Source organism: Myxococcus sp. CA040A, from assembly GCF_013336725.1.
Classification (GTDB): domain Bacteria; phylum Myxococcota; class Myxococcia; order Myxococcales; family Myxococcaceae; genus Myxococcus; species Myxococcus llanfairpwllgwyngyllgogerychwyrndrobwllllantysiliogogogochensis.
This window is the reverse complement of sequence record NZ_JABUMR010000005.1, coordinates 832,457-859,150: the sequence shown is the minus strand read 5'-3', so window position 1 is coordinate 859,150 and position 26,694 is coordinate 832,457. Positions and strand designations below refer to the sequence as shown.

Sequence of the window (26,694 nt, the reverse complement as noted above, 5' to 3'; positions counted from 1 at the left end):
ACGCATGAGGGCAGCTCCTGTGGAGCAGGAGCATCCCGTTCCATGCATGGAGGTCGCTCACGCGGACTCCATCGCTGCATCATGCTTTCATCACGAGGCCGCCCTGGTTGCAGCCTCCGCGCACGCGCGACGGCCTCCACCAACGCGGCAAGAATGAGGGTCGGGGCCATGCGCGCGCGTCGCGCACGGAGGGTACCGTCCGCCACTAGAAGGGGAGGGTTCCCCCTGTTTCGTCGACGAGGGGCGCGGCGAGAAACACGAGCCGTCGGGGCTTCAGTCCATGACGCTTCTTGAAGCTCAGCCAGTCCCGAGCGAGAGCCCTGGCTTGTTCCGCCTTGGCTTCAATGGGGCTTTTCGAAGGCACCCTCTTGTACCAAGGGGTCCGTGGTTCGGGCTTCTCGCCGTGACGCTCGCGCAGCAGGTCGAAGGCCTTGGATATCCAGGGGGGCGCCCCCTGCTCCACGAAGACTGTCTCGAGGACATTCGCGGTGGCCCGGTCGAAATCCCTGTTGGGGAAGCCACGCATGGTGGTGAGCATCTGCGCCACCGTAAGGTCAAATGACGGCTGTGTCGTGAAGCCGTGCGCCAGTTGCTGTCGCTGGGCTCGTGTCAGCGCAGCGGCTCCCTGTGACAGTTCGTACAGTCCATCCCAGCGTGTCGCCGGATGAAGCGCGGCGCGTACCTGCCAGTCCAGGTGTTCCTGCTCGCTGTTGGCAGTCTCCCTGCGCTGGGGCGGTGCCGAGCGGGCCTGCGCATCCCGGGCGGCTGTCACCACCCGCCGATACGCATCGACATCGGCGGGGTTCGTCGGATGGCGCGTTCCGTAGGACATGCCCACGGTCCACCATCGACCGTTCCCGTTGGACAGGAACGCGATGACCGAGCGCCCGGGTTCGTAGCGAGGTGGCGCCGGGCACAGGATGTCCGAGGAGAACAGCACCTCGACGCGCTCCCCGGGACGCACCGAACCCTTCCACGTCTCCCTTATCTTCAGCGTCGCGATTTCGTCGTCGTCCCATGGCATCCCTTGTTCATCGCGGTCTCTTGGCGCGATGCGCACTCGCTCGACGTCCGCCCAGACGATGAGCTCCGCCTCTTGCGTCAAAGGCCACAGCGTCACGGGTGGGATGGGATAGGCCTCGGCGCGCGGGACGTGGATGAGCAATCCGACCAGGGTCAGCGCCAGCAGTCCGCGTGTTGCCTCGGAGCCGGGCCACCAGACGCCGCGCGTGGGAGTGGCTGCGAGAACCGGGTCGGGGGGCTGCTCACGCATGGACGTTCCTCCTGAGGAGGAGAAGCATCCCAACCCGCATCGACCCGGAGGCCGACTGGGGTCCATGTCTCCATCATGGTTCCGTCACAAGCCCGCCCGGGGCCGCCTGCTCGCACACAGTTGTCGCTTCCCCTCCATCCGCATCCAGGGAGAATGCCGGCACCCGGCCGGCCGTTGCCCGGGCGGGAGATTCGATGCGCTTCATCCACTGCTCCGACGTCCACATCACCGACGACTACTTCGCGCTGCCCCTGCGCCGGCTCGGCTGGCGTCGCTGGGTCGCCCTGGCCGAGCTCACCGTGGGTGGCCGCGCGAAGCGCTACGCTCGCGCCCCCCACGCCCTCTCCGCCATCGCCCGCGAGGTGCAACGCCACACGGCCGACCACTTCATCCTCTCCGGTGACCTCACCGCCTACGCGCTCGACAGCGAGTTCCGAGGCGCGCGCGAAGCGCTGGGCTCCCTGGCGGACGACCCGCGCCGCTGCACCATCATCCCCGGCAACCACGACGTCTACACGCCGGGCAGTCACCAGAAGGGTCGCTTCGCGAGCCACTTCGGTCACCTGCTGGAGAGCGACCTTCCAGAGTATCGCCGCGAAGGTGCCTTCCCCTTCGTGCGCCTCGTGGGCACCGAGGCCGCCGTGGTGGGCCTGCTGTCCGCTCGCGTCCCGCTGACCCCGGGCCTGTCCTACGGCGTCATCGGCGACGCTCAGCTCGAGGGGCTGGCGGCCCTGCTGAAGGACCCTCGGCTGGACGGGCGCGCCGTGTTCGTCGTCGTCCACCACGCGCCCCTCACGCGCAAGGGGCAGGCGGACCACTGGCACCACGGCCTGCGAGACGCCCAGGCCCTGCTGCGCCTGCTCCCCGGCCCGCGTTACGCGGTGCTCCACGGCCACATCCACCAGCGCTACCACCACCCCGCCACCGCCGAGCGCCCCCACATCTTCGGCGCGGGCTCCTCCACCGAGGCCGGTCACGAGGGCTACTGGCTCATCGAGGTGGCCGGGGGACAGGTGCTGGGCGGGCAGCCCCAGACGCCGGCCCTGTGACAGCCAGCGTCCATGGCGGTAGAACCCGCTCATGACGCATCCGCCGCACGCACCGCCGTCCACGGATTTGAGCCTGGAAGAGTACAAGGCGCTGCGCGCCCTTCAGCGCGCCGTGGATGACCTGCTGGAAGAGAGCCTCCGGGAACGAGAGAACCTCACCCAGTCCTTCCGCCGCTGCTTCCCGCCCATCCTCGCCCTGACCGGCGCCCGCGCCGTGGCGCTGACGACGCGTGACGAGGACCTGCGAGTGCAGACCTGGTGCGAGGGCGACTGGGGCGAGGACTTCCCCGGGCCCCTGCTGGAAGGCCCCTCCGGCGTCCGACGCCTGGGAGAAGCGACGCTCGTCACCCAGCCGCTCGACGTCGCTGGAGACCGCGTGGGCTCCTTCGGGCTGCTCTTCACCGGTGACCACGCGTCACCGGAGGCCTCGGCGCGAGTCCTGCGCGTGCTGGACACCATCGCCGAGCAACTCGACACGGTGCTGTGCATGGTCCACACCGCGTCGGAGAAGCACCAGCTCATCATCCAGTGCAACGCGCACCTGGCCAACCCCGTGTTCGAGGTGGGCATGGACCAGGCGGTGCTGACGCTGGCCCAGCGCGTGCGCCTGCCGACCTTCCTGTTGCTCTATCGCGACGCGGTGCGGGCGCAGGTGCTGCACTACCGCATGTACCGCCACGGCCACCTGGAGTTCGAAAGCGGCGAGCAGCCCAGTCCGGACCTGGAGAAGGCCCTGCGTCAGCACGGCCACCGGCTCCTGGCCGCCGAGGTCTCCGCGCTGCGCCAACTGCTCCCCGGCCGCACCACCGAGGCGGTGCTCATCTCCGGCGCCGCCACCAGCGAGCCCCTGGGCAAAATCGCGGTCTCCTGCGACGAGGGCTTCTCCGCCTACGCCATGGACCTCATCCGCGTCCTGGCCTCCACGCTCAGCCAGCGCCTGCTCGACTACAACCGCGAGCGCATCCACCTGTCGCAGTTCTTCCCCAACGCCATCATCGACGCGCTGTTGCAGGACCCCAACTACGCCCAGCACCTGCGCGCGCAGGACCAGGAAGTGGGCATCCTCTTCGCGGACATCAACGGCTTCACCCGCATCTGCGAACACGGCTTCGACAGCCCGCGCAGCATCGCCCGCTTCGTGGACGAGTGGAGCGCGCGCGCCGTGGACTGCATCTGGGAGCACGGCGGTGTGTTCGACAAGATGGTGGGCGACTGCGTCATCGGCCTCTTCGGCCCGCCCTTCTTCAAGTCCAGCCGCGTGGAGCGCTCGCAGGCCGCGGTGCGCGCAGCGTGTGACATCCAGGCGCTCACCGCCGCGCTGGGCGCTCGCGAGGAAGTGATGGCGCTGTGCGAACGCGTGAAGCTGCCGGGCCTGGGCGTCGCCGTGGGCGTCAACCTGGCGAACGCCAACTGCGGCCTCTTCGGCCCCAACCGGCAGTACACGGCGTTCTCCAGTGGGATGAACCAGGCGGCGCGACTCCAGTCGCTCGCGGGCTTCCGGGAGACGCTGGTGATGGCGAGCGCGCGGGAGGCACTGGTGGGCTCGCGGGAGCCGTTCGTCCAGCGACTGCGCTTCGGCGCGCTCGCGGAGACACCGGTGAAGAACGTGGCGCAGCCCCTGCGCCACTACCGCCTGGAGCCGCTCACGCCGTGAGGTGCGAGGCCGCGTAGCGCCGGGAGAAGTGAATCCACCGGCGTTCGTCCACTTCCACCTGCCACTCGGAGTTGGGTGTCAGCGGCAGCCGCTGCTTGAGGAAGCTCTCCAGATGGTCCGCGGCCTTCACCGGCGTGAGGCCCGGCGCGCGGAACGCGATGTGGAGCGAGACTTCGAGTCCGTCGGAGACGTCGACGGAAGCGCAGATGCGCAGCGCACCCACGCGTCGTTGATAGAGCGTGTTCTGCCCGGGCCACGCGGCGGGGTCTGTCTCCCGACGAATGACCGCGAGCCAGTTGGACGGCTGGAGGATGAAGTCGAGCAGGTCGCTGCTCGCTTCTTCCGTCGTTGCGTGCTCCTGGATGGAAAGCATCGCCCACCTCCCCTGGGAAGCCGATGGAAAGAATGTGCCCACGGCCATGGAGCGTGCAAGAGGCCCCCCACGGAAACCTCGCGGGTGTCCTCCAACGACACAAGCTTGCGAAATCTGGTGTGGGACCGGGACCGCATTCGCCGGCGGCGCACGTTAACGGGGGCGCCTGACATGCGCGCGCCCAACCCGCCACCTGCTCACGGGCTGGTGGGAAGTGAACGGCGGGAGCGTCGCTCCACGGCGGACTTGAGCTGACCACAACCCGCGTCGATGTCGATGCCCCGGCGTTGACGCACGGTGCTGGGGACACCGTGCGACATCAGCACGTCCTGGAAGGCGCGCACCGATGCGGGCTGACTCGGGTCACCGTCGTAGCCCACGGTGGGATTGAGGGGGATGACGTTGACGTGCGCGTCCATGCCGCCCAGCAGCGCGCCCAGCGTGTGCGCGTGCTCCGACGTGTCGTTGCGGCCCGCGATGAGCGTCCACTCGAAGAAGATGCGGCGCTTGCGTCGGGCGATGTAGTAGCGGCACGCGTCCATCAGCTCGGCCAGCGGCCAGCGACGTCCCGCGGGCACCAGCGCGGCGCGCTCCGCGTCGGTGGCGCCGTGGAGGCTGACGGCCAGCTGCACCGGACGGTCCTCGTCCGCGAGCCGGCGGATGCCGGGCACTACGCCCACGGTGCTCAGCGTGATGAAGCGCGGCGCCAGCGCCAGGCCCAACGGGTCCACCAGGACATCCACCGCGGCCAGGGTGTTGTCGTAGTTGTGCAGCGGCTCGCCCATGCCCATGAGGACGACGTTGCGCAGCGACTCGCCGGACGCGCGGAGGATGCGCTGGACGTGGAGGATCTGCCCCACGATTTCGCCGGGGGTGAGGTGGCGCGAAAGACCCATCTGTCCCGTGGCACAGAAGACACAGCCCATGGCGCACCCGGCCTGGGTGCTGATGCACACCGTCGCACGTCCCTTGAAACGCATGAGGACGGTTTCAATCGTCTGGCCGTCTTCCAGGCGCAGCAGGAGCTTGTGGGTGAAGCCGTCGGAGCTGAAGGCCTCGTGGTGCGTGGCCAGGTGGCTCAAGCGGGTGCGCTCACGCAGTGTGTCGCGCAAGTCGGAGCGCAGGCCCTCCACTTCGTCGAGCGCTTGCGCCTGCTGACGGTACAGCCCGGACCACAGCACGTCGCGGTGGTGGGGTCGGAAGCCCCAGTCGGACAGCAGCGCGCCCAGCGCGGGCCGCGTCAAATCGTAGAGGTTGGTGGGCGTGTCGGACGGCATGGCCAGGGCCCCAGATAACACACCCGGGCCGGCGTCACCCGGGGCCGCGCGGGCCGCTGGGCACGGGACGCGTGAAGACTCCCACCCGGCACGCCCGGCGGGCGACCCGGCGAGCCCCCGGAGCGTGCTGCCGGTGCGGGCGACCGTGCACATCCTGTCCGGCCATGGGGCTCGCGATTGAGCAGGAGGAATTTCTTCCGGGAGACTACGCGCGGTTCTCGCGGCGGCTCGACGAGAACCTGGAGGCGCTGCGTGTGCTCCTGGCGCGGCCTGGCTTCGGTGAGGGGCCGACGACGATTGGCGCGGAGCTGGAGCTGTTCCTCGTGGACGCCCGGGGCTTTCCGTTGCCGGTGAACCGGCAGGTGCTCGCGCAGACGGTGGACCCGCGCGTGACGCTGGAGATGGACCGCTTCAACCTGGAGGTGAACCTGCGCCCCGGTCCGCTGGCGGGCAGGCCCTTCACCGCGCTGGAGGCGGAGTTCGAGGACTCGCTCGCCGAGGTGCGACGCGCGGCGGCGACGCAGGGGGCGCGGGTGGCGGCCATTGGCATCCTCCCCACGCTGCGCGAGGCGGACCTGGGCCCCAACGCGTTGACCGCCCAGCCGCGCTACCACGCGCTCAACGCGGCCATCCGCCAGCGGCGCGCGGCGCCCTTCCAGGTGGCCATCACCGGTGAAGAGGAGGCGCTGAAGCTCGCGTGGGACGACGTGACGTTGGAGGGCGCGAACACGTCGCTCCAGTTCCACCTGCGCGTGACGCCGAAGGACTTCGCGCGCCTGTACAACGCCGCGCAGCTGGCCACCGCGCCGGCGCTGGCCGTCTCCGGAAATTCGCCGCTGTTCCTGGGGCGCAAGCTCTGGGACGAGACGCGGGTGGCGCTGTTCCGTCAGGCGGTGGATGACCGGGGCGAGCCGGGAGAGGGCGGCTTCCAACCCCACGCGCGCGTGACATTCGGACACGGGTGGGCTCGCGAGGGCGCGTACGAGTTGTTCGCCGAGGCCGTGGCGTTGCATGCGCCGCTGTTGCCTGTCGTGGGGCACGAGTCTCCGCTGGAGCGCGTGGCGGCGGGGGGCGTGCCCGGCCTGGAGGAGCTGCGGCTGCACCAGGGCACCGTGTGGACCTGGAATCGCGCGGTCTATGACCCGAAGGACGAGGGCCACCTGCGCATCGAGCTGCGCGCGTTGCCCGCGGGCCCGACGGTCGTGGACATGGTGGCGAATGGCGCCTTCCTGCTGGGGCTGACGCTCGGGCTGGCCGAGCGAATGGATGCGCTCCTGCCGGCGCTGCCCTTCGCGCATGCCGCGGGGAACTTCATGCGTGCGTCGCGGCGGGGGCTGGACGCGGAGCTGCTGTGGCCGGGCGAGTCCGCGCCGAGCCCCCGCGTCGTGCCCGTGGTGGACTTGCTGCGCCAGCTCATCCCGGTGGCCCGACGGGGGCTCTTGTCGGCGGGCGTGGAGGTCGACGAGGCGAACCGGATGCTCGACATCATCTCTCATCGCGTGGACCTGCGGCGCACGGGCGCGCGCTGGCAGCGACAGATGCTGACCCACCTGGAGGCGCAGATGCCACGACAGGATGCGCTGGCCGCGATGCTGGAGCGCTACCTGGAGCACGCCGCCTCGGGGCGCCCCGTACACGAATGGCCCGTGGGGTGAGCGCGCTCGAACGGAGCTGCCGCCTGCCTGGCGGTGCGCGTGAGGCCCGAAGCGGCTGACGCCCTTCGGTGCCACACCCTTCGTGTCCTCGCCTCCAGCGCCCGGCGCGTGAGGCCCGAAGCGGCTGACGCCCGCGGAAGCTCCACTCACCTCATCTCCAGCGCACAGGGCGTGAGACCCGCCGGGCCGTCGTTCGGCGGGTTGTGCATTGCGAGCAGGCCCGGCTCGGGTTGAATATCCGGCTGCCCGCCGCGTCAGCGGCCGAGCACCCCTGCCTCCGCGCTCATGTTCAGACTCCTTCCGCCGCTGTTGCTGCTCGTCGTTCTCGGTAGTGCCTGTGCCACCCTGCGCGGTCGTGCCGATGAGCTGGCGCGCAACGGCCAGTTCGTGGAGGCCGCCGCCATCTACGACGAACTCGTCACCAAGAACCCCTTCGAGAAGGAACTCGTCTCCGAGCGCGACGGCCTGCGCGGCAAGGCACTGGGACAGCTGCTGGGCAACGCCCGGCGCTATCGCCTGGAGGGCATCGACGAGAAGGCGGAGGACGACCTCCTGCGCTTCCTCGACCGCCGCGCGCAGTGGAACTCCAAGCTCAACGGTGGCCTGGAGAGCTCGCTGCTGGAGGAGATGGAGGGCACGCACAAACACCTGCGGCTCACCATCAGCAGTCCCGCGAAGCTGGGGCTCGCGCTGACGGCGGAGGAGACGCTCGTGCGCAAGCGGCCGTTGCTCTCACACAAGGAGATGGTCGTCATCCAGCGGGAGATGGAGTCCGCGGTGCTCCAGAGCGGCAAGGAGGTATGCCAGCGGCTGCGCGACGTGCCCTCGGACGACGCGCCCCACTGGCGGGAACTCGTGTCGCGCTACTGCCGTCACTGGCGCGAGTTCGCTCCCGAGCCGCCGCCAGCGCCCGAACTCACCGCGGCGCCGTCATGGACGGGCCAGGTGGGCGGCCTGGACTCCGCGCGCATGGAGCTTTTGCGCACCCGCCTCACGCGCGCCTTCGAGTCCTCGCCCTGGTTCTCTCCCGCCGCGAGCCACCATCCCGAGCTGTCGCTGGCCGGCCGCTTCACCACGCTCCGCGACAGCCGCTCCGTCGAGCTGACCGCCCCCTATACCGAGAAGGTCCCCTACACCGACCACGAGGAGCGCACGGAGACGGTGGAGGTGCCCTATGACGTGGAAGAGGAGTACACGGACAAGAACGGCGAGAAGAAGACGCGCAAGGTGACCAAGGTGCACACGTACACCCGCAGCTTCACCGTCGCCGTGACGCGCTACAGAGATGTAGCTCGCACCTTCGAGTTCCACGCACTGCGTCTGTCGGTGGAACACGAGCTCACCTTGTCGTCTTCAGGCGTACTGGATGCCCGGCGTGGGCCCATGTCGGCGGTGCTCCAGGACCACCTGTCCGAGTCCGCGTACGAGCACGACGTCACCTTCGGCCCCGGCGACGTGTCCCCTCGCCGCGCGAATTTCACTCCGCCGGAGTCCTGGCTCGAGGAGCGCGTGGAACAGATGAGCGCGCGCTTCGCCCAGACGCTCCAGGAACACTGGCGCGAGTCCTACTGCACCACGCCCGCACGCACATTGGACGAGGCTGCCCGCTGTGCACGCGCCGGTGCCACGCTTCCTACTCCTGCATACCAGGTTCTCTCTGAGGTCCTCGGTGACGACGCAGCGCGTGTGCCGTCGCTGTTCGTGACGCGGTGACGCGGTGCGAGAGGCCGCGTCAGGTACTCAGCGGGTCAATTGAGACTGGGTGGATTGTTCACGCCTATTGACGTGAAATACCTGTGAGTGCGGGTCAGACTGGTTTGTCACTATTCGTACTCAGCAGCGGAAATTTCACTCAGAGGACCGTATGCATCCGAATGAAGTCCGAAGCCTCGCCCGTCGTGGGACCCTCGTGATGTGGATGGCTTCTTCCCTGGCGCTGACCGCGTGCGGAGACGCGGACCTGGAAGCCGCTTCCACGCAAGACGTTGTCGTGGTGGAGCAGTCCGGCGCCCTGGAAGTGGAAGGACTCGTCGCCGACCGTCGCATCATCGTCTACCTGACCGGCAGCCAGTCGCTGTACGCGGTGCAGGATGGCAAGCCGACGATGATCGCCCAGCGCAGCGGCGCGCCGTCGGTGTCTCCGGATGGCCGTGAAGTGGTCTACGCGAAGCTGCCCGACTCGTGGAAGGCGGGCGATGAGGTGACGCGCACGGAGCTGCACGTCTACAACGTGAAGAACGGCAAGGACGACAAGCTGACGTCGGGCCATGACGACCAGGACCCGTCGTGGACGCCGGATGGCAAGCGCATCCTGTTCCAGTCGAAGAAGCGCTCGGGGCTCTCCTCGTTCTGGAGCGTGAAGGCCAATGGCAAGGACCTGGATCAGCTGACGAACGCGGGCTGCACCCGGACCAATGACCCGGCCTTCGTCCCCACGCCCGCGAGCAGCACCGGCGTGCAGTGGGCGCCGAATGATCGCCGCATCATCGTCTACTTCACGTCGCAGACGAGCGACAGCGAGGTTCGCGTCATGAGCTTCAACCAGAACCTCGGCGTCGCCTCCGCGTACAGCCTGGGCAAGGGCACTTCTCCGAAGTGGACCGAGCGCGGCACCGTCACCTTCCTGCGCACGGTGAACGGCGGCAGCGTCGAAGTCGAAGTGAGCGTTCAGTAGTCCGGAACGCGGCGTGAGCTGGGCGCGCCGCGAGCAGGGATGACTCCGAAGTGGGAGTCATGCAGTGAGCTTCGACGAGGTTGAATGGCCGCGCGCGGAGACGAGGGGCTACGGAGGCCCTCTCTCGCCGCGGCAAACCTCGCGAAGGACTTCAGCCTTCGTCCTCGGCGCCTCGGCGCAATCCCAGCATCCGCCGCAGCTCCCGCGCGGATTGACGGCTGATCTCCACCGCGTGTCCCCGTGCCGTTCGTGCCAGGTAGCCTCCCGTCTCCAGGGGCTCCAGTCGCGCGACGTGACGCAGGTTGAGCAGCGCCCTGCGGTGGACGCGGTGGAAGAGCTCCTCGGGCAGCTTCTCCGCCAGCTCGTTGAGGGTGAAGTCGGTGAGGAACTCGCCCTGCGTGGTGAACACCGTCACCAGTTCGTCATCGAGCGACGCGTGGGAAATCGTCTCCGGGTCCACCAGGACGATGCCCTGGCGCGTGGGGATGGGCAGCCGCGCCAGTGCTCGGGGCGCGGTCTTCTCCGGAGCCGGGGTGTCGCGCGGGCGGGTGTCCGCCTCGATTCGCGCCCGGGTGCGCTCCAGGGCCTTCTGCAGTCGCGCGGGCTCCACGGGCTTGAGCACGTAGTCCACGGCGCCGTGTTCGAAGGCCTCCACGGCGTGCTCGGCGTGCGCGGTGCAGAGGATGACGCGCGGGCGTCCCTCGGGGAGCAGGGCCAGCGCGTCCAGGCCACTGAGGCCGGGCATGTGGATGTCCAGCAGCACCACGTCCACGCCGCCCGCGCGCACCGCGGCGAGCACGGCCTCCCCATCCGAGGCCTCGCCGCACACCTCCACGTCGGGCAGGGCGCCCAGCAGGCGCGACAGCCGCTTGCGGGCGAGCAGCTCGTCATCGGCGATGAGGACTCGCAGCGGTGGGCTCACGTGACGACTCCATGCAAGGGGCCCGAGCGGGGCAGGGTGACGGTGACGCGGGTGCGGCCCGCTTCGCTACTCAGGGACAGGTGCGCCCGGTCTCCATAGGCCAGCGCGAGGCGCCGCTCCACGGTGGGCAATCCCGCGCTGCCTTCGCGCGGGCCCTTGGACGCTCCGGGGTTCTCTATCGCGACCTCGACTTCACGCTCGCGCACGCGCACGCCCAGCGACAGGAGCCCCCGGTGTCCCGCGGCCGGGCCGTGTTTCACCGCGTTCTCCGCCAGGGGCAGCAGCACGAGCGGCGGCACGGGCACGTCCTCCGCGCCCGGCGCGACGTCCAGCGCGAGCTGGAACAGCTCCGGGTCTCTCAACAGGTGCAGGTCGAAGAGGGTGCGCATCAGCGCCAGCTCCTCCGACAGCGGCCAGGTGGCCTTGCGCACGCCGGCGAGCACCGAGCGCAGCATGGTGGACAGCCGCAGCACGGCGGCCTCCGCCACGGCGCCGTCCTCGCGGCACCACTCCGCGATGGCGTTGAGCGTGTTGAAGAGGAAGTGCGGGTCCAGGTGGCTGCGCAGCGCGAGCAACTGCGCCTGCTCCGCTTCCAGCGCGAAGCGGGTCGCGCGGGCGCGCTCCTTCGCCAGCGTCTCCTCGAAGCCGATGTCCCGCCCCAGGCCCCAACCGCCCACGAGGAACAGCGCGTTGCACACGATGAGGTTGGTGGGCTGCGTCAGGAACGTGGGCCCCATGCCCAGCAGCTTCGGCAACACGAAGCCGGAGGTGAGCACCACGCCACTTCCCACCGTGCCGTACATCAACACGCGCACGCCGCCGTGGCTCAAGTCGAGCCCGCCGGGAAAGAGGACGCGGTAGGAGACGGGGGCCACCGCCACGAAGAGCAGGCACATCAGCACGCCCAGGTGGGGCGCGAGCGCTTCGTGGCTGAAGCGCGTCTGCGCGGCGACCAGGGGCGCGGACACCAGGAGGATGGGCACGAGCCTGCGGGGCTCCGCGAGGGCCCGCAGCGTGGCGCGGACGATGGACCCTTCTGGCTTCTCCGACATGCTCCGGAGGGAGCCTACACCCTCGGAGTCATCACCGCGCGGGCTGCTCCTCCACCTCCAGCTCGAAGGCGTCGACGAGGATGCTGCCGACGAGGACGACGGGGAAGAGGAGGATGGCCGCGAAGACGAGGAGGGGGGTGGGCAAGGTGAGCATTGCGGGCTCCTGAGTCTTGGCAGCATGCACGCCCAGTCTGACGTGGCGCCCGCTCCGCGCTGACGGCCCCGGGCTGGACGGTCGCCACCCGGGGCCGAACGGTCATCCCCGGGGGCTCGCCGCGAGCAACGCGTCCGCGAGCTGGAGACCGTTGCGGATGCAGTCGTTGAGTCCCACGCCCTTGTAGGCGTTGCCCGCCAGGTGGAGCCCGGGCCAGCGGCCAAGCCCCTGGTCCACGGCGGCCATCCGCTCCAGGTGTCCCACCGTGTACTGCGGGATGCCCCGAGGCCAGCGGTAGACCTGCGTGAGCGACGGCGTCGCCGTGACACCCGCGAGCGCCTTCAGTTCCTCGCGCGCCAGGGCCACCAGCGCGGGCTCGTCCAGCCCCACCAGGTCCGGCCGCTTCGCGCCGCCCACCATGCAGGTGTACAGCACGCGGCCCGCCTCCACGCGGAAGGGGAACACGGTGGAGGCGTGGATGGAGCCCAGCAAGCGACGTCCCTCGGTGGGAGGGACGAGGAAGCCGAAGCCGTCCGGTGCGGGCGTCGTCCCCGCGTCGAAGCCCAGGTGCACCACGGCGATGGGCGCGTACTCGATGCCGCCCACGCGCGCCGCCAGCTCCGCGTCCAGGGGATGCAGCAGCCCCTGTGTCACATATGCGGGCGCCGCCAGCACGACTTCGCTCGCGTCCAGCTCCGCGCGCCGTCCCTGCTCGCTCACCGCCAGCCGCCAGCCGCCGTCCACGCGCGTCAGGCCCTCCACCGTGGCGCCCACGCGCACAGCGTCTCCCAGCGAGGTGCCCAGCGTGTCGATGAGTGTCCCCAACCCGCCCTCGAAGGTGCTCAGCGCGCCGCTCAACTTCGGCGCCGGAGTCCCGCCCGCGGGCAGGGCCTTGCGCTGGGCGCGCTGTGCTCGGATGGCGCCCAGGATGAGACTGCGGTGCTCATGCTCCAGCTTCACGAGCTGCGGAAACGTGGCGCCCACGCTCAGCCGCTCCACGTCTCCAGCGAAGATGCCCGTCTGCACCGCGTCCAGCAGCACCCGCGTCGCGGTGTGCCCCAGGTGCCGCCTGCCGAAGTCCGCCAGCGATTCATCGGCGCCCGCCGCCGCCCGTCCACTGAACAGCTCCCCCATGACGCGCAGCTTCGCGCCCAGCGGGAGGATGTCCGAGCCGAGGAACGCGGGCGGAGACGCGGGCACCGAGCGCAGCCGGCCTCGGGTGTAGACATACCGTCGCTTCGCCGCCGGGTCCGCGGCGCGAATCCTGTCTTCCAGTTTCAGCGCGGATGCCAGCTCTCGCGTGGCGGGCTCGCGGTCCAGGAAGCTGTTGGGGCCTGTTTCGAGGAGGAATCCCTGGTGCTGTCGGGTACCCACTGCCCCGCCGAGCCGGGTGGATGTCTCCAGGAGAACGGCAGCCCTACCGCGTGAGCGCAATCGCCAGGCGACGACCAGACCTGAAATCCCACCTCCTACGACGGCGACAGTCATCGGTTGTCCCTCCTGAATCAAATTTTCCGGTGACCAGCGTGCACTCGGTGCTCGACAACATCGCGTGTTTTGCCAAGGACAACCATTCGGCGCGTTAATGAAGGGTATGCGCTACGTCATCACCGGAGCGAGCAGGGGCATTGGTTTCGAGTTTGTCCACCAGCTCCTCGAGCGCGGCGACATCGTCGACGCCGGGGTGCGCACCGAGGAGGGACTTCAGCGACTGGAGCCCTTGAAACGGGGCAGTGCGGGGCGCCTGCGTCTTCATCCGCTCGACGTGGCCGAGGAGCGCAGCGTCAGGACTTTCGCCTCGGCGGTGTGCGCCGAGCCGGTGGATGTGCTCATCAACAACGCGGGAGTCCCGGGGCTGTGGTGCGCCTTGACGGACGTGGACTACGCGGACGTGGTGCGCACGTTCGCCGTCAACGCGCTGGGGCCCTTGCGTGTCACCAGCGCGTTGTTGCCCGCACTGCTGCGTGGTGTCGCGCGCAAGGTGGCGCACGTCACGTCTCGCATGGGCTCGCTCGCGGGGAACAGCGAGGGCGGCGCGTATGCCTATCGGATGTCCAAGGTCGCGCTGAACATGGGCGTGCGCAACCTGTCCAATGACTTGCGAGGCCAGGGCATCGTCTCCGTGTTGCTGCATCCCGGCTGGGTGAAGACGGACATGGGCGGCCCGGACGCGCCGCTGCCCCCGGGCGACTCGGTGCGCGGCATGCTGAACATCATCGACGGGCTGCGCGCCGAACACAGTGGCCGCTTCTTCGACTACCAGGGCGAAGAGGTGCCCTGGTAACCGACGCGGGACGCCGGACGCGTCACGGATAGAGCATCTGCGCGTGCCAGCCATCCGGCTCGCGCAGGTAGACGTGGCGGTCATGCAGGCGACTTTGGCGCGAGTGCCAGAACTCGATGCGGTCCGGCACCACGCGGAAGCCAGACCAGTGCGGAGGCCGGGGCACCTCGGCTCCGGCGTAGCGCTTCTCCACGTCCTCCACGCGCGTCTCCAGCTCGTCGCGCGAGCCGAGCCGCTGGCTCTGGAGGCTGGCCCACGCGCCCACCTGGCTGCCGCGCGCGCGGCTCTTGAAGTACGCGTCCGCCTCCTCGTCGGAGACGACCTCCACGCGGCCCTCCACACGGACCTGCTCCTCCAGCGGCTGCCAGTAGAAGCACAGCGCGGCGAAGGGATGGGCGAGCAGCTCGCGGCCCTTGCGGCTCTCGTGGTTGGTGAAGAACACGAAGCCGCGCGAGTCGAAGTCCTTGAGCAACACCACGCGCGCGCTGGGGCGACCGTCGGCGCCCACGGTGGCCACCACCACCGCGTTGGGGTCCACCGGAATGGCCTGTTTGGCGCGCTCGAACAGGTCCGAGAATCGCTGGATGGGGTCGGGAGGTATCAGCACGGGCGCAACATAAGGGACGGGGAAAGGGCGCGCACGTTCGCGGTTGACTCATCCCGTGCAACCGTCATGGTTGCCACATGAAGATTCTCTTCATCTCCTCGGAGGTGGCGCCCTTCTCCAAGACGGGAGGGCTGGGGGACGTGGCCGGCGCGCTGCCCGTCGCGCTCGCGTCGCTGGGCCATGACGTCAAGGTCGTCACCCCGCGCTACCGGGATTTGCGGGACGCTGGGCGCCTGTCTCCCACGGGCCAGTCGCTCCAGCTTCGCTTCCCCTTCGGAGAGCAGGGCGGCCCCATCCTCTCCGCGCGGATGTCGGAGCGACTGGAGGTCCTCTTCCTGGAGAACGAGTTCTTCTTCGGCAACCGCCACGGCCTGTACGGCGATGCGTGGGGCGAGTTCGGCGACAACGCCCGGCGCTTCGCCTACCTGTCCGTGGGCGCGCTCCAGGCCGCCCAGCGGTTGGGTTTCGTGCCGGACATCATCCACGCCAACGACTGGCAGACGGGGCTCGTCCCGGTGGCGCTGCGGCGCGGCTTCCAGTCCACCGCGCTGGCCTCCGCCAGGAGCGTGTTCACCATCCACAACCTCGCGTACCAGGGCCAGTTCCCCAAGGGCGTGATGGCGGACCTCGGGTTGCCGTGGGACTTGTTCACCTCCGAGGGGGGGCTTGAGTTCTACGACACCGTCAACCTGCTCAAGGGCGGCCTCGTCTTCGCCGACGCGCTCACCACGGTGTCCCCCACGTACGCGCGTGAAATCCAGACGCCCGAGCAGGGCTACGGGCTGGACGGCCTGCTTCGCCGCCGCTCCCATCGGCTGCACGGCATCCTCAACGGGGTGGACACCCACGAGTGGAACCCGGCCACGGACCCGTTCCTCCCGGAGCGCTTCGGCCCTCGGGAGCTCGCGGGCAAGGCGGTGTGCAAGCGCGAGCTGCTCAGGCGCTTCGGGTTGCCGGAGGGGGATGCGCCGGTGTTCGCCATCGTCAGCCGGCTGGCGTGGCAGAAGGGCATGGACCTGCTCTTGGACGCGCTGCCCACCGCGCTCCAGGCGGACATCCGCTTCGTGGGTGTGGGCAGCGGCGAGGGGCCCCTGGAAGAGGGGATGCGCGCGTTGCAAGAGCGTTACCCGAAGCAGGTGTCCGTACACCTGGGCTTCGACCCGGCGCTGTCACATCTGGTGGAGGCCGGGGCGGACTTCTTCCTGATGCCCAGCCGGTATGAGCCGTGCGGCCTGAATCAGATGTACTCCCTGCGCTACGGGACGGTGCCCATCGTCCGGGCCACCGGAGGGCTGGTGGACACCGTGGAGGGGGGGCTGGACGGCAACGGAATCCTCTTCGAGGCCTTCCACCGGGCCGCCCTCCTGGCCGCCTTCCGCAGGGCCCTCTCCCTCTACGCGGACCCGCTCCGGCTCGGGGATTTCCGGCGTCGAGGCATGGAGAAGGACTTTTCCTGGGATGCGTCCGCCACCCGGTACGAGGCGCTGTATTCAGCCCTCGTTGCTGAATAATGGGTGCGGACGGAAAATCGCAGTAGGCTTGTGCCGTGGCGGAAGCTCCGGACCTGGGTGGTTATGAGGTAGTCGGCCGGTTGGCTGTCGGCGGCATGGCGGAGGTGTACCAGGCGAAAGCCCGGTCCACGACGCAGCGCTCGCCGGGCGAGCCGGACGAAGTCGTCATCAAGCGACTGCATCCGTCGTTTCGCAACGACACGGCCTATGTGAAGGCCTTCGTTGACGAGGCGAAGCTGACGGTGCGCTTGCGGCACGCGCACATCGTCCGGACGTTCCGCCTGTTCAAGGCGGGGCCGGACTACCTCATGGTGCAGGAGCTCGTGAGTGGCCGGACGCTCGGCTACATGCAGGAGCTGTTGCTCAAGGCCGGCGCGGCGATGCCGCCCGAGTCCGCCTGCTACATCGCCTGGTGCATGCTCAAGGCGCTCGACTACATCCACCGGGCGAAGGTGGGGGAGAACGGCGCCACCATCGTCCACCGCGACATGAATCCGGCCAACGTGCTGTTGGGCATCAACGGCGACGTGAAGGTGACGGACTTCGGCGTGGCGGAGGTCGAGGGGATGATGCGCGGTGATTCCGGAGCGCTGCGCGGCACGCTGCCGTACATGAGCCCCGAGCAGGTGCTGGGGCAGGCGGTGGATGCGCGCACGGACCTGTATGCGGTGGGCGTCATCCTGTGGGAGCTGTTCGCCAGCCGGCGGCTGCACTCCGGGGAGAACGAGTCGGACCTGATGCACCAGGTGCGCGACGCGCGGGTGCCGCTCTTGTCGTCGGTGACGTCGGACCTGCCGGACTACGCGGTGCAGGTGGTGCGCAAGGCGCTCTTCGCGGACCGGGTGCGGCGCTTCCAGTCGGCGGCGGAGTTCATCAAGGCGCTGGAGGCGCTGTCCCGCCGCGCGGGCTGGCCCCTCACGGTGGAGGCGCTCCAGCCCCTGCTGGGCGGCTGATGCGAGAGCGTCGCGAGCTGCTGGCGCTGCTGGCGGGCGCCCTCCTGTCTTCGGGGTGCCTGGGCTCGGTGCCCTTCCAGCCGCGCGCGTATGACGACGCGGTGAGGGTCGAGTCGCTGAGCGTGGACTTCCATGCGGACGGCTCGGGGGTGCTCGACGTGGGGCTCCAGGTGAAGAACCCGTCTTCGGACGCGGCCACCCTCACGTCGGTGGACTTCGAGCTGTGGGTGGACGGACGGCGGGTGGCCTCGGGGCAGCAGCACGTGGACGCGGCGCTGCCTCCCGATGGGGAGGCTCCGCTGCGCGTGCTCTTCCCACTGGCCGCCGAGCGCGTCATCGCCGTCACGGGAGAAGCGCCGGTGCCGGTGCGCGTGCGCGGTGGCGTGGTGCTGCGCTTCGGGCGCACCGAGCGGCGCGCGCCCTTCCGGGTGCAGGGCTCGCAGAAGCTGACGCATGTGCCGCCGCTCGAGGGCGCGAGCGACTGAATCACGCGACGGGTTCGCCGCAGCGGTAGCATGTGCCGCCGCTCGAGGGCGCGGCCGACTGAAACACGCGGTGCTCGCAGCGACGGGTGCCCGTGCCGTCGCTCGAGGGCGCGAGCGACTGAGGTGCTTGCGCCGTGCGCTCAGGACTTGGCGGCCGGCGACTCCGCGCGAGACTCCTTGGCGCGGGGCTCCTTGCCGGGCGTGCTGCTCTTGAGCCGGGACATGCGCACGCGGTCGATGCGGGCGCCTTCCTTGTTGGCGACGACGAACTGCCAGCCGTTGTAGGTGAAGCGCTCGCCCACGTCGGGCAGATGCCCGGCCAGTGACGACAGGTAGCCGCCCAGCGTGTCGAAGTCGCCCTCGGGCAGGGGGAAGCCGAACGCCTGCGTGAAGCGGTCCACCTCCATCGCGGCGTCCACCATGAAGCTGCCGTCCGCCATCTTCTCGACGAGCTTCTCCTCCACCTCGAACTCGTCGCCGATGTCGCCGACGATTTCGCGCAGGATGTCCTCCAGCGTCACGATGCCCATGAAGCCGCCGTACTCGTCGACGACGATGGCCATGTGAATCTTGCGCTTCTGCATGTCCCGCAGCAGGTCGCCGATGGGCTTCATCCACGGCACGAAGTGCGCGGGGCGGATGATGTCCTGCAGGACGATGAGCTCCGGGTGCTGGAGCAGCGGGATGATGTCGCGCGCGTGCAGTACGCCGATGATGTGGTCCACGTCGTCCCGGTACACGGGGATGCGCGAGTGGTTCTCCTCGGCGAGCAGCCGCAGCAGGTCCTCGGAGGAGATGGTGCTGTCCACCGTGACGACTTCCGTGCGCGGCACCATGACGTCGCGGCAGCGCTTGTCGGACAGCTCGAAGATGGAGCGGATGAGCTGCGGGGCGCTCTTGTCGACCTCGTTCTTCGCCGCCTGCGCGGCCAGGAGCTTCTCCAGCTCCTCCAGCGGCGGGGGAGGGGGCTCGAAGCGCAGCGTGCGGCCGAACGTGCGGGCCACCAGGTTGAGCACCCCCAAGACGAAGCGCATCGGCGGATACAGCACCGCCACCAGCAGCGACACGACGCCGGACAGCCGCAGCGCCCAACGCTCCGGGTTGGCATTGGCGAGCCCGCGCATGGTGACTTCCATGAGGCTTGCCAGCACACCGACGAAGAGCGCGCCCGCGGCGACCGTGGCCACCGGCAACCAGGCGGCCTCGCCGTAGCGCGTCAAGTCCAGCATGCGCGGCGGGACGAAGGCGCCAATGGCGGCGGCCAGGAATCCGCTCAGCAACGTGCCCAGCCGCAGCGCGGTGGCGGTGGCCTCGCGCTCCGTCTTGTGGCGGAGGACGCGTCGGCTCGACGCGCCTTTGTGCTGTTCCGCCAACTCCTGGGCGCGCAGGTCGGAGGTTCCGTAAAGCGCGGACTCCGCCGCGGCGACCAAAGACCTGACGAAGCACAGCGCCAGGCAGGCGACCCAGAGGGCCCAGGTAGGCATAGAGGCCCGTTCTTATCCCGTGCTAAGGGTCCGTTCCACCCCGCCGGAGCCCTCATGCCCGCTCGCATGTATTTCCTTGGCGCACTCCTGGCCCTTCTCGTCCCCGCCGTGGCTGGCGCGTGGCCGGTGGACATGGTCCTACCCCTGGAGGCGGGCAAGGAGCGCTTCCAGAAGCTGGCGGCCGTGGACTGGGTGGAGGTGGAGGACGCCTCCGTCGCCACCGCCGAGGTGCTCCCGGGCACCAACGAACTGTTGCTCACCGGTCAGAAGGAGGGGCGCACGCTCCTCCTGCTGTTCGCGGAGGGGCGCTTCGCGGTGTGGCGCCTCACGGTGGGAAATCCGCCGCCGGAGGACGTCTCGTCCAAGCTGACCTCCGCGCGCAAGGCCTGTCCGGACCTGAAGGCGACGCAAGGCGCGGAGCGCTCGCTCACGGCCACGGTGAAGGACGCCTCATGCCGCGCGGCGCTGCTGGAGATGCTGCGCACGGATGCGTATGTGGCCCGCGAGCTGGAGCTGACCTTCGAGGTGCCGGCGCTTCAGGAGCAGCTGTCCTCGGTGGTCGCCGCGCTCCAGCCGCTGGGCCTGACGGCGAACTACAGCGGCGCGGGCCTGGTGGTGACGGGCACCGCGAGTCGCGAGGACTGGCACCGGGCGCTGTGGGAGCTGTTCCGGCGCTCGGTGGGCCGCGTGCCACTGGAAGACCGGGTGGAGCTGAAGGCTCCGGAGCCGGCCGCGGCGGTGCCGGACCCTGGCCCCGCTGTCCAGGTGGAACCGCCGGTGGAGGTGGAGATTCTCTCTCCGCCTCCGAAGAAGCCGCCGCGCAAGAAGCGCGGGGGCTAGGGCGCTGTCTCTCGCAGGATGATGAGTCCGCGCGACGAGTCCACCGTGTAGATGTAGCCGTCGCCCGGCACGCGGATGCCGAGGGCGCCGTCGTAGAAGCTCTCTCCCCGTCCCGCGTCGTCCGGCCGGAAGGTGCGGTAGTGGGCCACCTCGCGCGGAGCCTCCGGAGTGGACACATCCAGCACGCGCACGCCCTCGTGGTACCAGGCGACGTAGAGCTTCGTCCCGGACAGCACCATGTTGTGGATGGAGATGTGCTCCCGCATCCGGTGCTCGCCGAGGAGCTTCACGGAGGCCGGGTCCGTGACGTCGAGCACGCGCAGATGCGCGCCCCAGTCCTCGCCGCCCTCGAAGGCGATGATGCGCTCGCCGTAGCGCGCGACGGCGCTCGCGTGGCTGGTGGAGTGCGCGTAGCGGTAGGAGCCGAGCTGCCGGGGCGTCCCGCTCTGCTCCAGCGCGCCGATGACATAGCCGGCGCGCCAGAAGTTGACGTAGAGCCTCCCCTCGAAGGCGAACATGTCGTGCGGCCCGTAGGAACTCGCGGCGTCGAAGCCCGCGGCCTGGAAGGCGCCCGTCAGCCGTGGAGACAGGGGGGTGGTGACGTCGTAGACAAGCACCTCTCCGGTGGGCGCGGGCGAGGCGGCGAGCAGCGTGTTCTCGTACACGAACACGGTGTGCACGTTGGTGCGCGTGCCTCCCGTCGCGAACGCTTCCACGGGATGGGCGGGGTCGGTCAGGTCGAAGACGATGACCCCACGCACGCCGCTGGCGACATAGAGCGCATCGCCGTGGGACCAGACGCCGTTCCAGTACGTGTCATTGGTGCGCTGGATGTGCTCGGTCAGCACGGGGCGCGCCGGGTCCCTCACGTCGTAGACGAAGAGGCCTCCGCCGAGCGAGACGACGTAGGCGTGCCCGTGAGTGACGTACACGTCGACGGGCAGTCCCGGTGTCACAGGCGTCTCGGACACCCGTTCCAGACCGGAGGACTCCGGTTCGTCCGTGGGGACGGTGACCTTCTTCGCGTCGAAGGTTCCCTCGCCCTCCACTCGTCCGTTGAGGCATTCCACGAAGCAACCCTGCAGCCGTCCGGGCTCTGGAGACTGGCAGCCCAGGAACGAGCGGCGACGGACACCGTTCGTGCCTTCCGTGCGCGAGGCGGAGAGGAAGATGTTGCCGCCAGCCACACCCACCAGTCGCGTGTCCAGGTTCAGTCCACCTGCGGACTGGGTGCCGGTGGAGGCCAGCCTCATGGACAGGGGCGCGAAGCTGTAGGTGTTTCCGTAGCGAGGATTCCTCGCGCGGACGTGAAGGGTATAGACGCCGTCCAGTTCCAGCGTCGCGAGCCCTCCCGGAGTGCAGCCGCTCGCATCGAAGCTGCCCTGGCTTCCGCAGGCATTGGAGGCTGTGTCCACCTTGCATGCGGCGAAGGCGCCGTTGTCCTTCCAGTCGCCCTCGTCCGAGCCGCCCGAGGGGCCGGGCATTGGTGTCTGCTTGTCGTTGCTGCAGGCCGTCAGGGCCAGGGTCACCGCGGCCAGCGTCAACAGGGCACGCATGGAGCTCATCCTGATGGGGGTGGGGTGTGTCCGCGTCGGAGGGACGCGGAGGTGTTCATATCGCGACGGCCGGCGCTTCGCCTGTCGCGTCCGCATGCGGCAGGTATCCGCGTGGGAAGGGTCGACGCTGGGGACGTTTCAGGGTGTGCCGTGAGGAGGCCGGCATGAGGTATGACGTCGCGTGTTTCCGGCCCGGGCGTGGCGGGTTCGTGCGTCACGGCGCCGGGGTCTTCTGGAGGAGCCGATGCGATTCAAGATGCGGTCGACTTCACTGGTGCTGAGCCTGACGCTGCTCGCGCCGCTGGGGGCGAGCGCCCAGTTCGATGATGGCGAGGTGGTGCTCACCGCGCCCACCGAGCCGGAGCGGGGCTGTCCGAAGCGCCCGGACCTGGTGCCCTTCACGCCGCGCGCGCAGGTGGGCATGGAGGGTTCGGGTTGGCTGGTGCATCAGGCCATCATCCCCGAATCGAAGGACACCTTCTTCAAGGGCCGCGAGCGGGAGCGCTCGGGGGTGAAGCGGGTGCCGGAGGAGGAGGTGCGGCGGCTCGGCGCGCCGGACCCGACCATCCCGCTGTGGGTGTTCGGCAAGGCGGACACGGCGGCCTGTCGCGCGGTGCCCGTCAGCTGGTGGGCGGCGCGGATGGGGGCGACGGACGTGGACCGCAAGACGTTCCTCATGGCGGAGATTGAAGTGGACTGCGACGTGCTGCCACCCGGGCGTCTGTCCGGCACGCCGGTGGCGTTGCGGCAGAAGGATGAGCCCACGGGGTGCAAGCTGCGCAGGCCCACCGAGCGCGAGACGGGCAAGGATGGAGAAGGCCTGCCGCCGGATGTGTTGGAGTTCATCCCCGCGCGCGACTGTGAGTCGCCGGAGTGCATGCGACTGTGGGAACGCATCGGCGCGAGCTGGGATGACAGCACCACGGTGGGTGACTTCACGGTGTCGTGGATGGAGCGCAAGGGGAAGAAGGACCCATGCGACTGGCCCACCGAGGACCTCTCGCTGTTGCTCTACCGTCCTCCAGGGGCACTCACCCCGGCGCTGTTGCGCAACGGGGGCACGCAGTTCTTCGGCGGCTTGCACGACAGTGCGGGGCTGAGGTTCGTGCTCAGTCGAGACCTGGGCTCGCTCTATATGCACGAGGCCGCGAAGCCGAAGGCCGCACCGAAAGCCGTGCGTTATGGGAGTCCGACGGAAGAGGACCTCATCCTCACCAAGCGCACCCTGTCTCCGTGCAAGGTGAAGCGCTGACCTCGATTTTCGCGGGGCCTGTCAGGCCGTGATGGCGCCGCCTTCGGTCAGCGCCATCATGGACTCTCGCTTCCAGGTCATCACTCCGGCCAACGTCTCGCGGTTGAAGCAGGTGGGGCAACTCGGCCCCGCGCTTCCGTCCTACACCTCGGGCCAGAAGCTCGCTTTCGAGCCGGGCGGCACCGCGCTCCTCGCGTTGAGCAACAGGGGAGCACTGCTTCGGTGGTGGGACGTGAGGGCGCCGTCGGAGGGGCCGCTGCATGCCCACGAGCAGCGGCTCGAAGGGAACGCGGCGATGTTTCTCGACGCCGAGCGCGTCCTGGCCGTCGCTCCCGCGAACCGCTCGCCCTCGGGGCTTTGGCGCCCGAGGTTGGTGCTCCTCTCCACGAAGGATGGGTCGCTGATGCGTGAGCAACACCTGGCCCATGCGGTGACCCTGTTCGCCATGTCTCCGGGCGGGGAGCGGGCTCTGCTGATTCCGTTGGATGGCGATGCGCCCCTGATTTGGGACGTGAAGTCCTGGCGTCCCCACTGCGAACTCGCGCCGCTGGACACGGGCGTGTCCCTGACGGCGTGCGCGCTGTCTCCGGATGGGCGCTTCGCGGCGGCGACCGTCACCCCGGACGACAAGCGGAAGGAGAACCTCTGGCTCTGGGACATCGCCGACGGGGCGCGCCCGGTGGCGCTGTCCATCGAGGCGCCGACGACGTGGAGCCTCGCTTTCCATCCGACGGAGTCCCTTCTCGTCGTGGGTGGCAACACGGAAGATGTTGCCGTGGTGCACGTGGGCGAGCGTCGGCTGGTGAGGACGCTTCATGGCTTCAGCGGCTATGCGTGCAACCTCAACTTCAATCCCCAGGGTGACCTGCTCGCGGCCTCACGTGATGGACAAGGTTTCGGTGTCCATCACTTCGATACGGGGGAAGAGTTGTTCAGCATCAGCGACCAGGATTCCCTGCAGACGAGCGATGCGCTCTTCTCGCCCGATGGCCGGCTCGTCGCCTGGGGGCGGGGTGATGGCGCCGTGGACCTTTGGGCGGTGACCGACTGAGGTCACTGCTTGGGGGCTTCCGTCCACTTCCCCTGCCGCGTCGGCTCGCGCAGGGCCTTGTGGAGCGCGGCGAGGAAGCGCTTTCTCGGCCACGACTCCGCGCCGAACCTCGCCAGGTGCTCGGTTTCCACCTGGCAGTCCACGAGCTGGAAGCCCCATTCCTTGAATCGCTCCACCGACGACACGAAGGCCACCTTCGACGCATCCGGCGCCAGCGCGAACATGCTCTCACCGAAGAACGCCGCGCCCAGCGACACGCCGTACAGGCCGCCCTTCAATTCGCCGTCCTGCCACGCCTCCACCGAGTGCGCGAAGCCCCGCTCGTGCAGTTCGACGTACGCCCCCAGCATCTCGTCCGTAATCCACGTCCCGTTCTGCCCGGGACGCGTCACGCGGCCACACTCGGTGATGACGCGCGCGAAGGCCGTGTCGTAGCGCACCTCGTACTCACCCCGAGCCATCGTCTTGCGCAGGCTGCGGCCCACGTGCAGCGTGTCCGGCGTCAACACGAAGCGCGGGTCCGGCGAGTGCCAGAGGATGGGGTCCCCTTCACTGAACCAAGGGAAGATGCCGCGCGAGTACGCGGCCAGGAGCCGCTCCGGGCTCAGGTCCCCGCCCACGGCGAGCACTCCGCTCTTGTCAGCGCGCTCCGGAGGCGGGAACAGCTCCGGGTGCTCGTCACTCAACAGATAGATGGGCACGCACCGCCCACTCTACCGGGACACGTTCAGCTTCACCTCGCCCGAGAGTGAATACGGCACCCGCATCAGTGGACCGGTCAGCTCCCCCGTCACCCCATAGGGCAAGACGCCCCGGGAGATGAGGGCCTTCACCTCCGGCCCCCACGAGTCCTTCGTCACCGCCACCTCCACCGGATACACCCCCGTGGCGGACGCATCCACGCTGTCCGACTGGGCCAGCGTTCCGCTGTCCAGCGCCTTGCCCGCCACCGCCATCTGCCACGTCAGCCCGCTGAGCTTCAGCGGGAAGGGATTGGGGTTCTGGATACCCAGCCGGAGGTTGAGCTGCACCTCCTCGGCGGAATAGCGCGCCCCATCCAGCTCCTCCACGACGATGGTGGGCAGCCGGGGCACGCGCACCGCGCGACTCGCGGCGAACGGAATCTGTTGTTCGGAGTCACCCGAGCGCACCACCAGCACACCCCTGAGCGCCAGGAGCACCGTGCCACCCTGGGCGCTCAGCCGCGCCAGGTCTTCCGCGCTCTGCACGTAGGCCGCGCGCTCCTCGAAGGACACGTCGCCCGGAGCGCCGGGCGCAAGCCGTGTCTCCAGCTTCATCGTGCCCTTCTTCAGCACCTTCCCCTCGGAGACCAGCTCGTAGTCGGCGCGCTCCACCACGCCGGGCGCGGCGCTGGACACCTGGGCGCTGTAGCGCAGGGTGGCCTCTGTCAGGCCCTGCGACACGACGGATGTGTCCTGCGCGGTGAGGGTGGCGGAACCAGCCGGCCGGGTGGAGGACGAGGCACACCCCAGACCCACCAGGAGCAGTGCGGCAAGCTGGACGACGGGCGAAGTCGAGCGCATCACGTTAGACATTGTGTGCACCCCGGAAGCCGCCCCCAAGGGCTTTTCCGCTAGACTGTCCACCACTCGTGGTCCGACGCCGCCCCAACTTCAACAAGACGGTTCGCTCCCTCATCAGGGACATCGCGACGAAGCTGCCGGAGTTCGCCCACGTGAAGGCGGGCCGCATCCTGGTGGTGGCCGGTGAGGCGCGCCGCGCTTCCCGTGGCACCGTGAAGCCCTTGTGCTTCCGGGGCGGCAAGTCCACGGACCGCACGGGTCGGCGCAAGCCCGTCATCCGCATTCGCGGCCGGCGGATGCTCTACTGCATCACCCTGCGACCCCTCTTCTTCAGGGGCTCCACCGCCCAGGCCCGCCTGGAGACGGTGCTGCACGAGCTCTTCCACCTGTCGCGCCGCTTCGACGGCACCCTGCACTCGGGCCGGCGCCACGCCGTGCTCGGCAAGGACTTCTCCCGGAAGCTGCGCCCGCTCGTGCGCCGCTACCTCAAGCTGTGCCCTCCGGAGCTTCTGTCCGCCCTGGCCCTCACCGGCGAGGTGCGCGTGCTCCAGTGGCTGGAGCGCCCAGGTCCCGCCTATGTCCCGGGGACGCACCGACGTGTGCGCAAGGTCTACACCGAGGACCAGCTGTACTACGGCATCGCGCGCATGGTGACGCCCAAGCCCCGCGTCCCTCGCGAAGCCGCCGTCCGCCTCAAAGTCCACTAGCAGTCCGCTTCCTGGCCGCCCCTGTACACCCCAGGACACTGCCCGTCTGAATGGTTTGACTTTGATAATGAGTATCAATATCGTCCGTTGCGTTTCAGACAGCGGAGCGGTGATGAGCGACGGGTGCCAGCAGGGCGGTGGAGCGGACGAACTGCGGTGCCTGTGCGGGAGTCTGCTGGCGAGGTTGGTGCCGGAGGGTGTGGAGCTGAAGTGCCGTCGTTGCCACCGCACGCGAGTGGTGCCGCTGGAGCGACCGCCGGGTGGTGGGAGCGCGCCGAACACGGGCGGCTGAGCAGGTGGGAGTGCCCGGGCGTGACCAGGCCCGGCGTGTTCGAGA

Annotated in this window: 26 protein-coding genes; 14 read left to right on the top strand and 12 right to left on the bottom strand. The window is 69.3% G+C overall.

What is annotated here, in order from left to right:
• Positions 1–205: 205 nt before the first annotated feature.
• Complete coding sequence (locus HUA75_RS25330) at positions 206–1,273, bottom strand: hypothetical protein (protein ID WP_174487817.1); 1,068 nt, start codon at positions 1,271–1,273, stop codon at positions 206–208.
• Between the two features lie 194 nt (positions 1,274–1,467).
• On the opposite strand from HUA75_RS25330, the gene HUA75_RS25325 reads away from it, so the two are divergent.
• Together HUA75_RS25325 and HUA75_RS25320 are read left to right on the top strand one after the other, a co-directional pair.
• Positions 1,468–2,322 carry a metallophosphoesterase gene (locus HUA75_RS25325; protein WP_141641952.1) on the top strand — a complete coding sequence of 285 codons (855 nt, stop codon included), beginning with the start codon at positions 1,468–1,470 and terminating at the stop codon, positions 2,320–2,322.
• Positions 2,323–2,353: 31 nt separating this feature from the next.
• Complete coding sequence (locus HUA75_RS25320; RefSeq protein WP_174462974.1) at positions 2,354–3,976, top strand: adenylate/guanylate cyclase domain-containing protein; 1,623 nt, start codon at positions 2,354–2,356, stop codon at positions 3,974–3,976.
• Here HUA75_RS25320 and HUA75_RS25315 read toward each other — a convergent pair.
• Complete coding sequence (locus HUA75_RS25315) at positions 3,966–4,349, bottom strand: hypothetical protein (RefSeq protein WP_141641950.1); 384 nt, start codon at positions 4,347–4,349, stop codon at positions 3,966–3,968. The genes HUA75_RS25320 and HUA75_RS25315 overlap by 11 nt on opposite strands.
• 197 nt (positions 4,350–4,546) lie before the next feature.
• The gene (gene rlmN / locus HUA75_RS25310) at positions 4,547–5,626 is read right to left on the bottom strand and encodes a 23S rRNA (adenine(2503)-C(2))-methyltransferase RlmN (RefSeq protein WP_174462973.1); all 1,080 of its coding nucleotides are present in this window, start codon (positions 5,624–5,626) and stop codon (positions 4,547–4,549) included.
• Between the two features lie 164 nt (positions 5,627–5,790).
• Between rlmN and HUA75_RS25305 the strand changes: the two genes are divergently transcribed.
• The 3 genes from HUA75_RS25305 (at position 5,791) to HUA75_RS25295 (ending at position 9,955) form a co-directional block, all read left to right on the top strand.
• Positions 5,791–7,281, top strand: a complete 1,491-nt coding sequence (locus HUA75_RS25305) for a glutamate--cysteine ligase (protein WP_174466111.1) — start codon at positions 5,791–5,793, stop codon at positions 7,279–7,281.
• Positions 7,282–7,566: 285 nt separating this feature from the next.
• Positions 7,567–8,994: a hypothetical protein gene (locus HUA75_RS25300; RefSeq protein WP_174487816.1), complete on the top strand. Its 1,428-nt coding sequence runs from the start codon at positions 7,567–7,569 to the stop codon at positions 8,992–8,994.
• A gap of 205 nt (positions 8,995–9,199) precedes the next feature.
• The gene (locus HUA75_RS25295; RefSeq protein WP_246137096.1) at positions 9,200–9,955 is read left to right on the top strand and encodes a hypothetical protein; all 756 of its coding nucleotides are present in this window, start codon (positions 9,200–9,202) and stop codon (positions 9,953–9,955) included.
• Positions 9,956–10,106: 151 nt separating this feature from the next.
• Here HUA75_RS25295 and HUA75_RS25290 read toward each other — a convergent pair whose 3' ends face one another.
• The 4 genes from HUA75_RS25290 to hemG all read right to left on the bottom strand — a co-directional run bounded on the left by HUA75_RS25290 (position 10,107) and on the right by hemG (position 13,571).
• On the bottom strand, positions 10,107–10,877 hold the full coding sequence (locus HUA75_RS25290; RefSeq protein ID WP_174487815.1) for a response regulator: 771 nt from the start codon (positions 10,875–10,877) through the stop codon (positions 10,107–10,109).
• Positions 10,874–11,929 carry a sensor histidine kinase gene (locus HUA75_RS25285; RefSeq protein ID WP_174487814.1) on the bottom strand — a complete coding sequence of 352 codons (1,056 nt, stop codon included), beginning with the start codon at positions 11,927–11,929 and terminating at the stop codon, positions 10,874–10,876. Before HUA75_RS25285 ends, HUA75_RS25290 begins: the two co-directional genes overlap by 4 nt.
• Positions 11,930–11,960: 31 nt before the next feature.
• A complete protein-coding gene (locus HUA75_RS47555; protein ID WP_256433504.1) occupies positions 11,961–12,083 on the bottom strand; it encodes a hypothetical protein in 123 nt (40 codons plus the stop codon).
• 102 nt (positions 12,084–12,185) lie between these two features.
• Positions 12,186–13,571, bottom strand: coding sequence for a protoporphyrinogen oxidase (gene hemG / locus HUA75_RS25280; protein ID WP_174454715.1), 1,386 nt, complete (start codon positions 13,569–13,571; stop codon positions 12,186–12,188).
• Between the two features lie 97 nt (positions 13,572–13,668).
• Between hemG and HUA75_RS25275 the strand changes: the two genes are divergently transcribed.
• The gene (locus HUA75_RS25275; RefSeq protein ID WP_254614616.1) at positions 13,669–14,367 is read left to right on the top strand and encodes an SDR family oxidoreductase; all 699 of its coding nucleotides are present in this window, start codon (positions 13,669–13,671) and stop codon (positions 14,365–14,367) included.
• 22 nt (positions 14,368–14,389) lie between these two features.
• Here HUA75_RS25275 and pdxH read toward each other — a convergent pair whose 3' ends face one another.
• On the bottom strand, positions 14,390–14,974 hold the full coding sequence (gene pdxH / locus HUA75_RS25270) for a pyridoxamine 5'-phosphate oxidase (RefSeq protein WP_141641942.1): 585 nt from the start codon (positions 14,972–14,974) through the stop codon (positions 14,390–14,392).
• A gap of 77 nt (positions 14,975–15,051) precedes the next feature.
• Between pdxH and glgA the strand changes: the two genes are divergently transcribed.
• From glgA to HUA75_RS25255, 3 genes are read left to right on the top strand one after another with little or no spacing between them, the layout of a single operon-like run.
• Complete coding sequence (gene glgA / locus HUA75_RS25265) at positions 15,052–16,485, top strand: glycogen synthase GlgA (protein WP_141641941.1); 1,434 nt, start codon at positions 15,052–15,054, stop codon at positions 16,483–16,485.
• A gap of 35 nt (positions 16,486–16,520) precedes the next feature.
• The gene (locus HUA75_RS25260) at positions 16,521–17,438 is read left to right on the top strand and encodes a serine/threonine-protein kinase (protein WP_141641940.1); all 918 of its coding nucleotides are present in this window, start codon (positions 16,521–16,523) and stop codon (positions 17,436–17,438) included.
• The gene (locus HUA75_RS25255; RefSeq protein ID WP_141641939.1) at positions 17,438–17,923 is read left to right on the top strand and encodes an LEA type 2 family protein; all 486 of its coding nucleotides are present in this window, start codon (positions 17,438–17,440) and stop codon (positions 17,921–17,923) included. The genes HUA75_RS25260 and HUA75_RS25255 overlap by 1 nt, the downstream gene beginning before the upstream one ends.
• 140 nt (positions 17,924–18,063) lie before the next feature.
• Here the strand turns inward: HUA75_RS25255 and HUA75_RS25250 are convergent, their stop codons facing one another.
• Complete coding sequence (locus tag HUA75_RS25250) at positions 18,064–19,407, bottom strand: hemolysin family protein (RefSeq protein WP_174454716.1); 1,344 nt, start codon at positions 19,405–19,407, stop codon at positions 18,064–18,066.
• A gap of 54 nt (positions 19,408–19,461) precedes the next feature.
• Between HUA75_RS25250 and HUA75_RS25245 the strand changes: the two genes are divergently transcribed.
• On the top strand, positions 19,462–20,247 hold the full coding sequence (locus tag HUA75_RS25245) for a pilus assembly protein N-terminal domain-containing protein (protein WP_174487813.1): 786 nt from the start codon (positions 19,462–19,464) through the stop codon (positions 20,245–20,247).
• On the opposite strand, the gene HUA75_RS25240 is transcribed toward HUA75_RS25245, so the two are convergent.
• Positions 20,244–21,803 carry an LVIVD repeat-containing protein gene (locus HUA75_RS25240; protein ID WP_254627739.1) on the bottom strand — a complete coding sequence of 520 codons (1,560 nt, stop codon included), beginning with the start codon at positions 21,801–21,803 and terminating at the stop codon, positions 20,244–20,246. The genes HUA75_RS25245 and HUA75_RS25240 overlap by 4 nt on opposite strands.
• A 244-nt stretch (positions 21,804–22,047) precedes the next feature.
• On the opposite strand from HUA75_RS25240, the gene HUA75_RS25235 reads away from it, so the two are divergent.
• Together HUA75_RS25235 and HUA75_RS25230 are read left to right on the top strand one after the other, a co-directional pair.
• Complete coding sequence (locus tag HUA75_RS25235; RefSeq protein WP_141641935.1) at positions 22,048–23,055, top strand: hypothetical protein; 1,008 nt, start codon at positions 22,048–22,050, stop codon at positions 23,053–23,055.
• 58 nt (positions 23,056–23,113) lie between these two features.
• Complete coding sequence (locus HUA75_RS25230; protein ID WP_174487812.1) at positions 23,114–24,106, top strand: WD40 repeat domain-containing protein; 993 nt, start codon at positions 23,114–23,116, stop codon at positions 24,104–24,106.
• Between the two features lie 2 nt (positions 24,107–24,108).
• On the opposite strand, the gene aat is transcribed toward HUA75_RS25230, so the two are convergent.
• The gene (gene aat, locus HUA75_RS25225) at positions 24,109–24,807 is read right to left on the bottom strand and encodes a leucyl/phenylalanyl-tRNA--protein transferase (protein WP_174454721.1); all 699 of its coding nucleotides are present in this window, start codon (positions 24,805–24,807) and stop codon (positions 24,109–24,111) included.
• Between the two features lie 12 nt (positions 24,808–24,819).
• A complete protein-coding gene (locus HUA75_RS25220; protein WP_174487811.1) occupies positions 24,820–25,662 on the bottom strand; it encodes an LEA type 2 family protein in 843 nt (280 codons plus the stop codon).
• A 56-nt stretch (positions 25,663–25,718) separates the two neighbouring features.
• Between HUA75_RS25220 and HUA75_RS25215 the strand changes: the two genes are divergently transcribed.
• Together HUA75_RS25215 and HUA75_RS25210 are read left to right on the top strand one after the other, a co-directional pair.
• The gene (locus HUA75_RS25215) at positions 25,719–26,357 is read left to right on the top strand and encodes a hypothetical protein (protein ID WP_141641931.1); all 639 of its coding nucleotides are present in this window, start codon (positions 25,719–25,721) and stop codon (positions 26,355–26,357) included.
• 112 nt (positions 26,358–26,469) lie between these two features.
• A complete protein-coding gene (locus HUA75_RS25210; RefSeq protein ID WP_174454862.1) occupies positions 26,470–26,649 on the top strand; it encodes a hypothetical protein in 180 nt (59 codons plus the stop codon).
• The last annotated feature ends 45 nt before the right edge of the window (positions 26,650–26,694 follow it).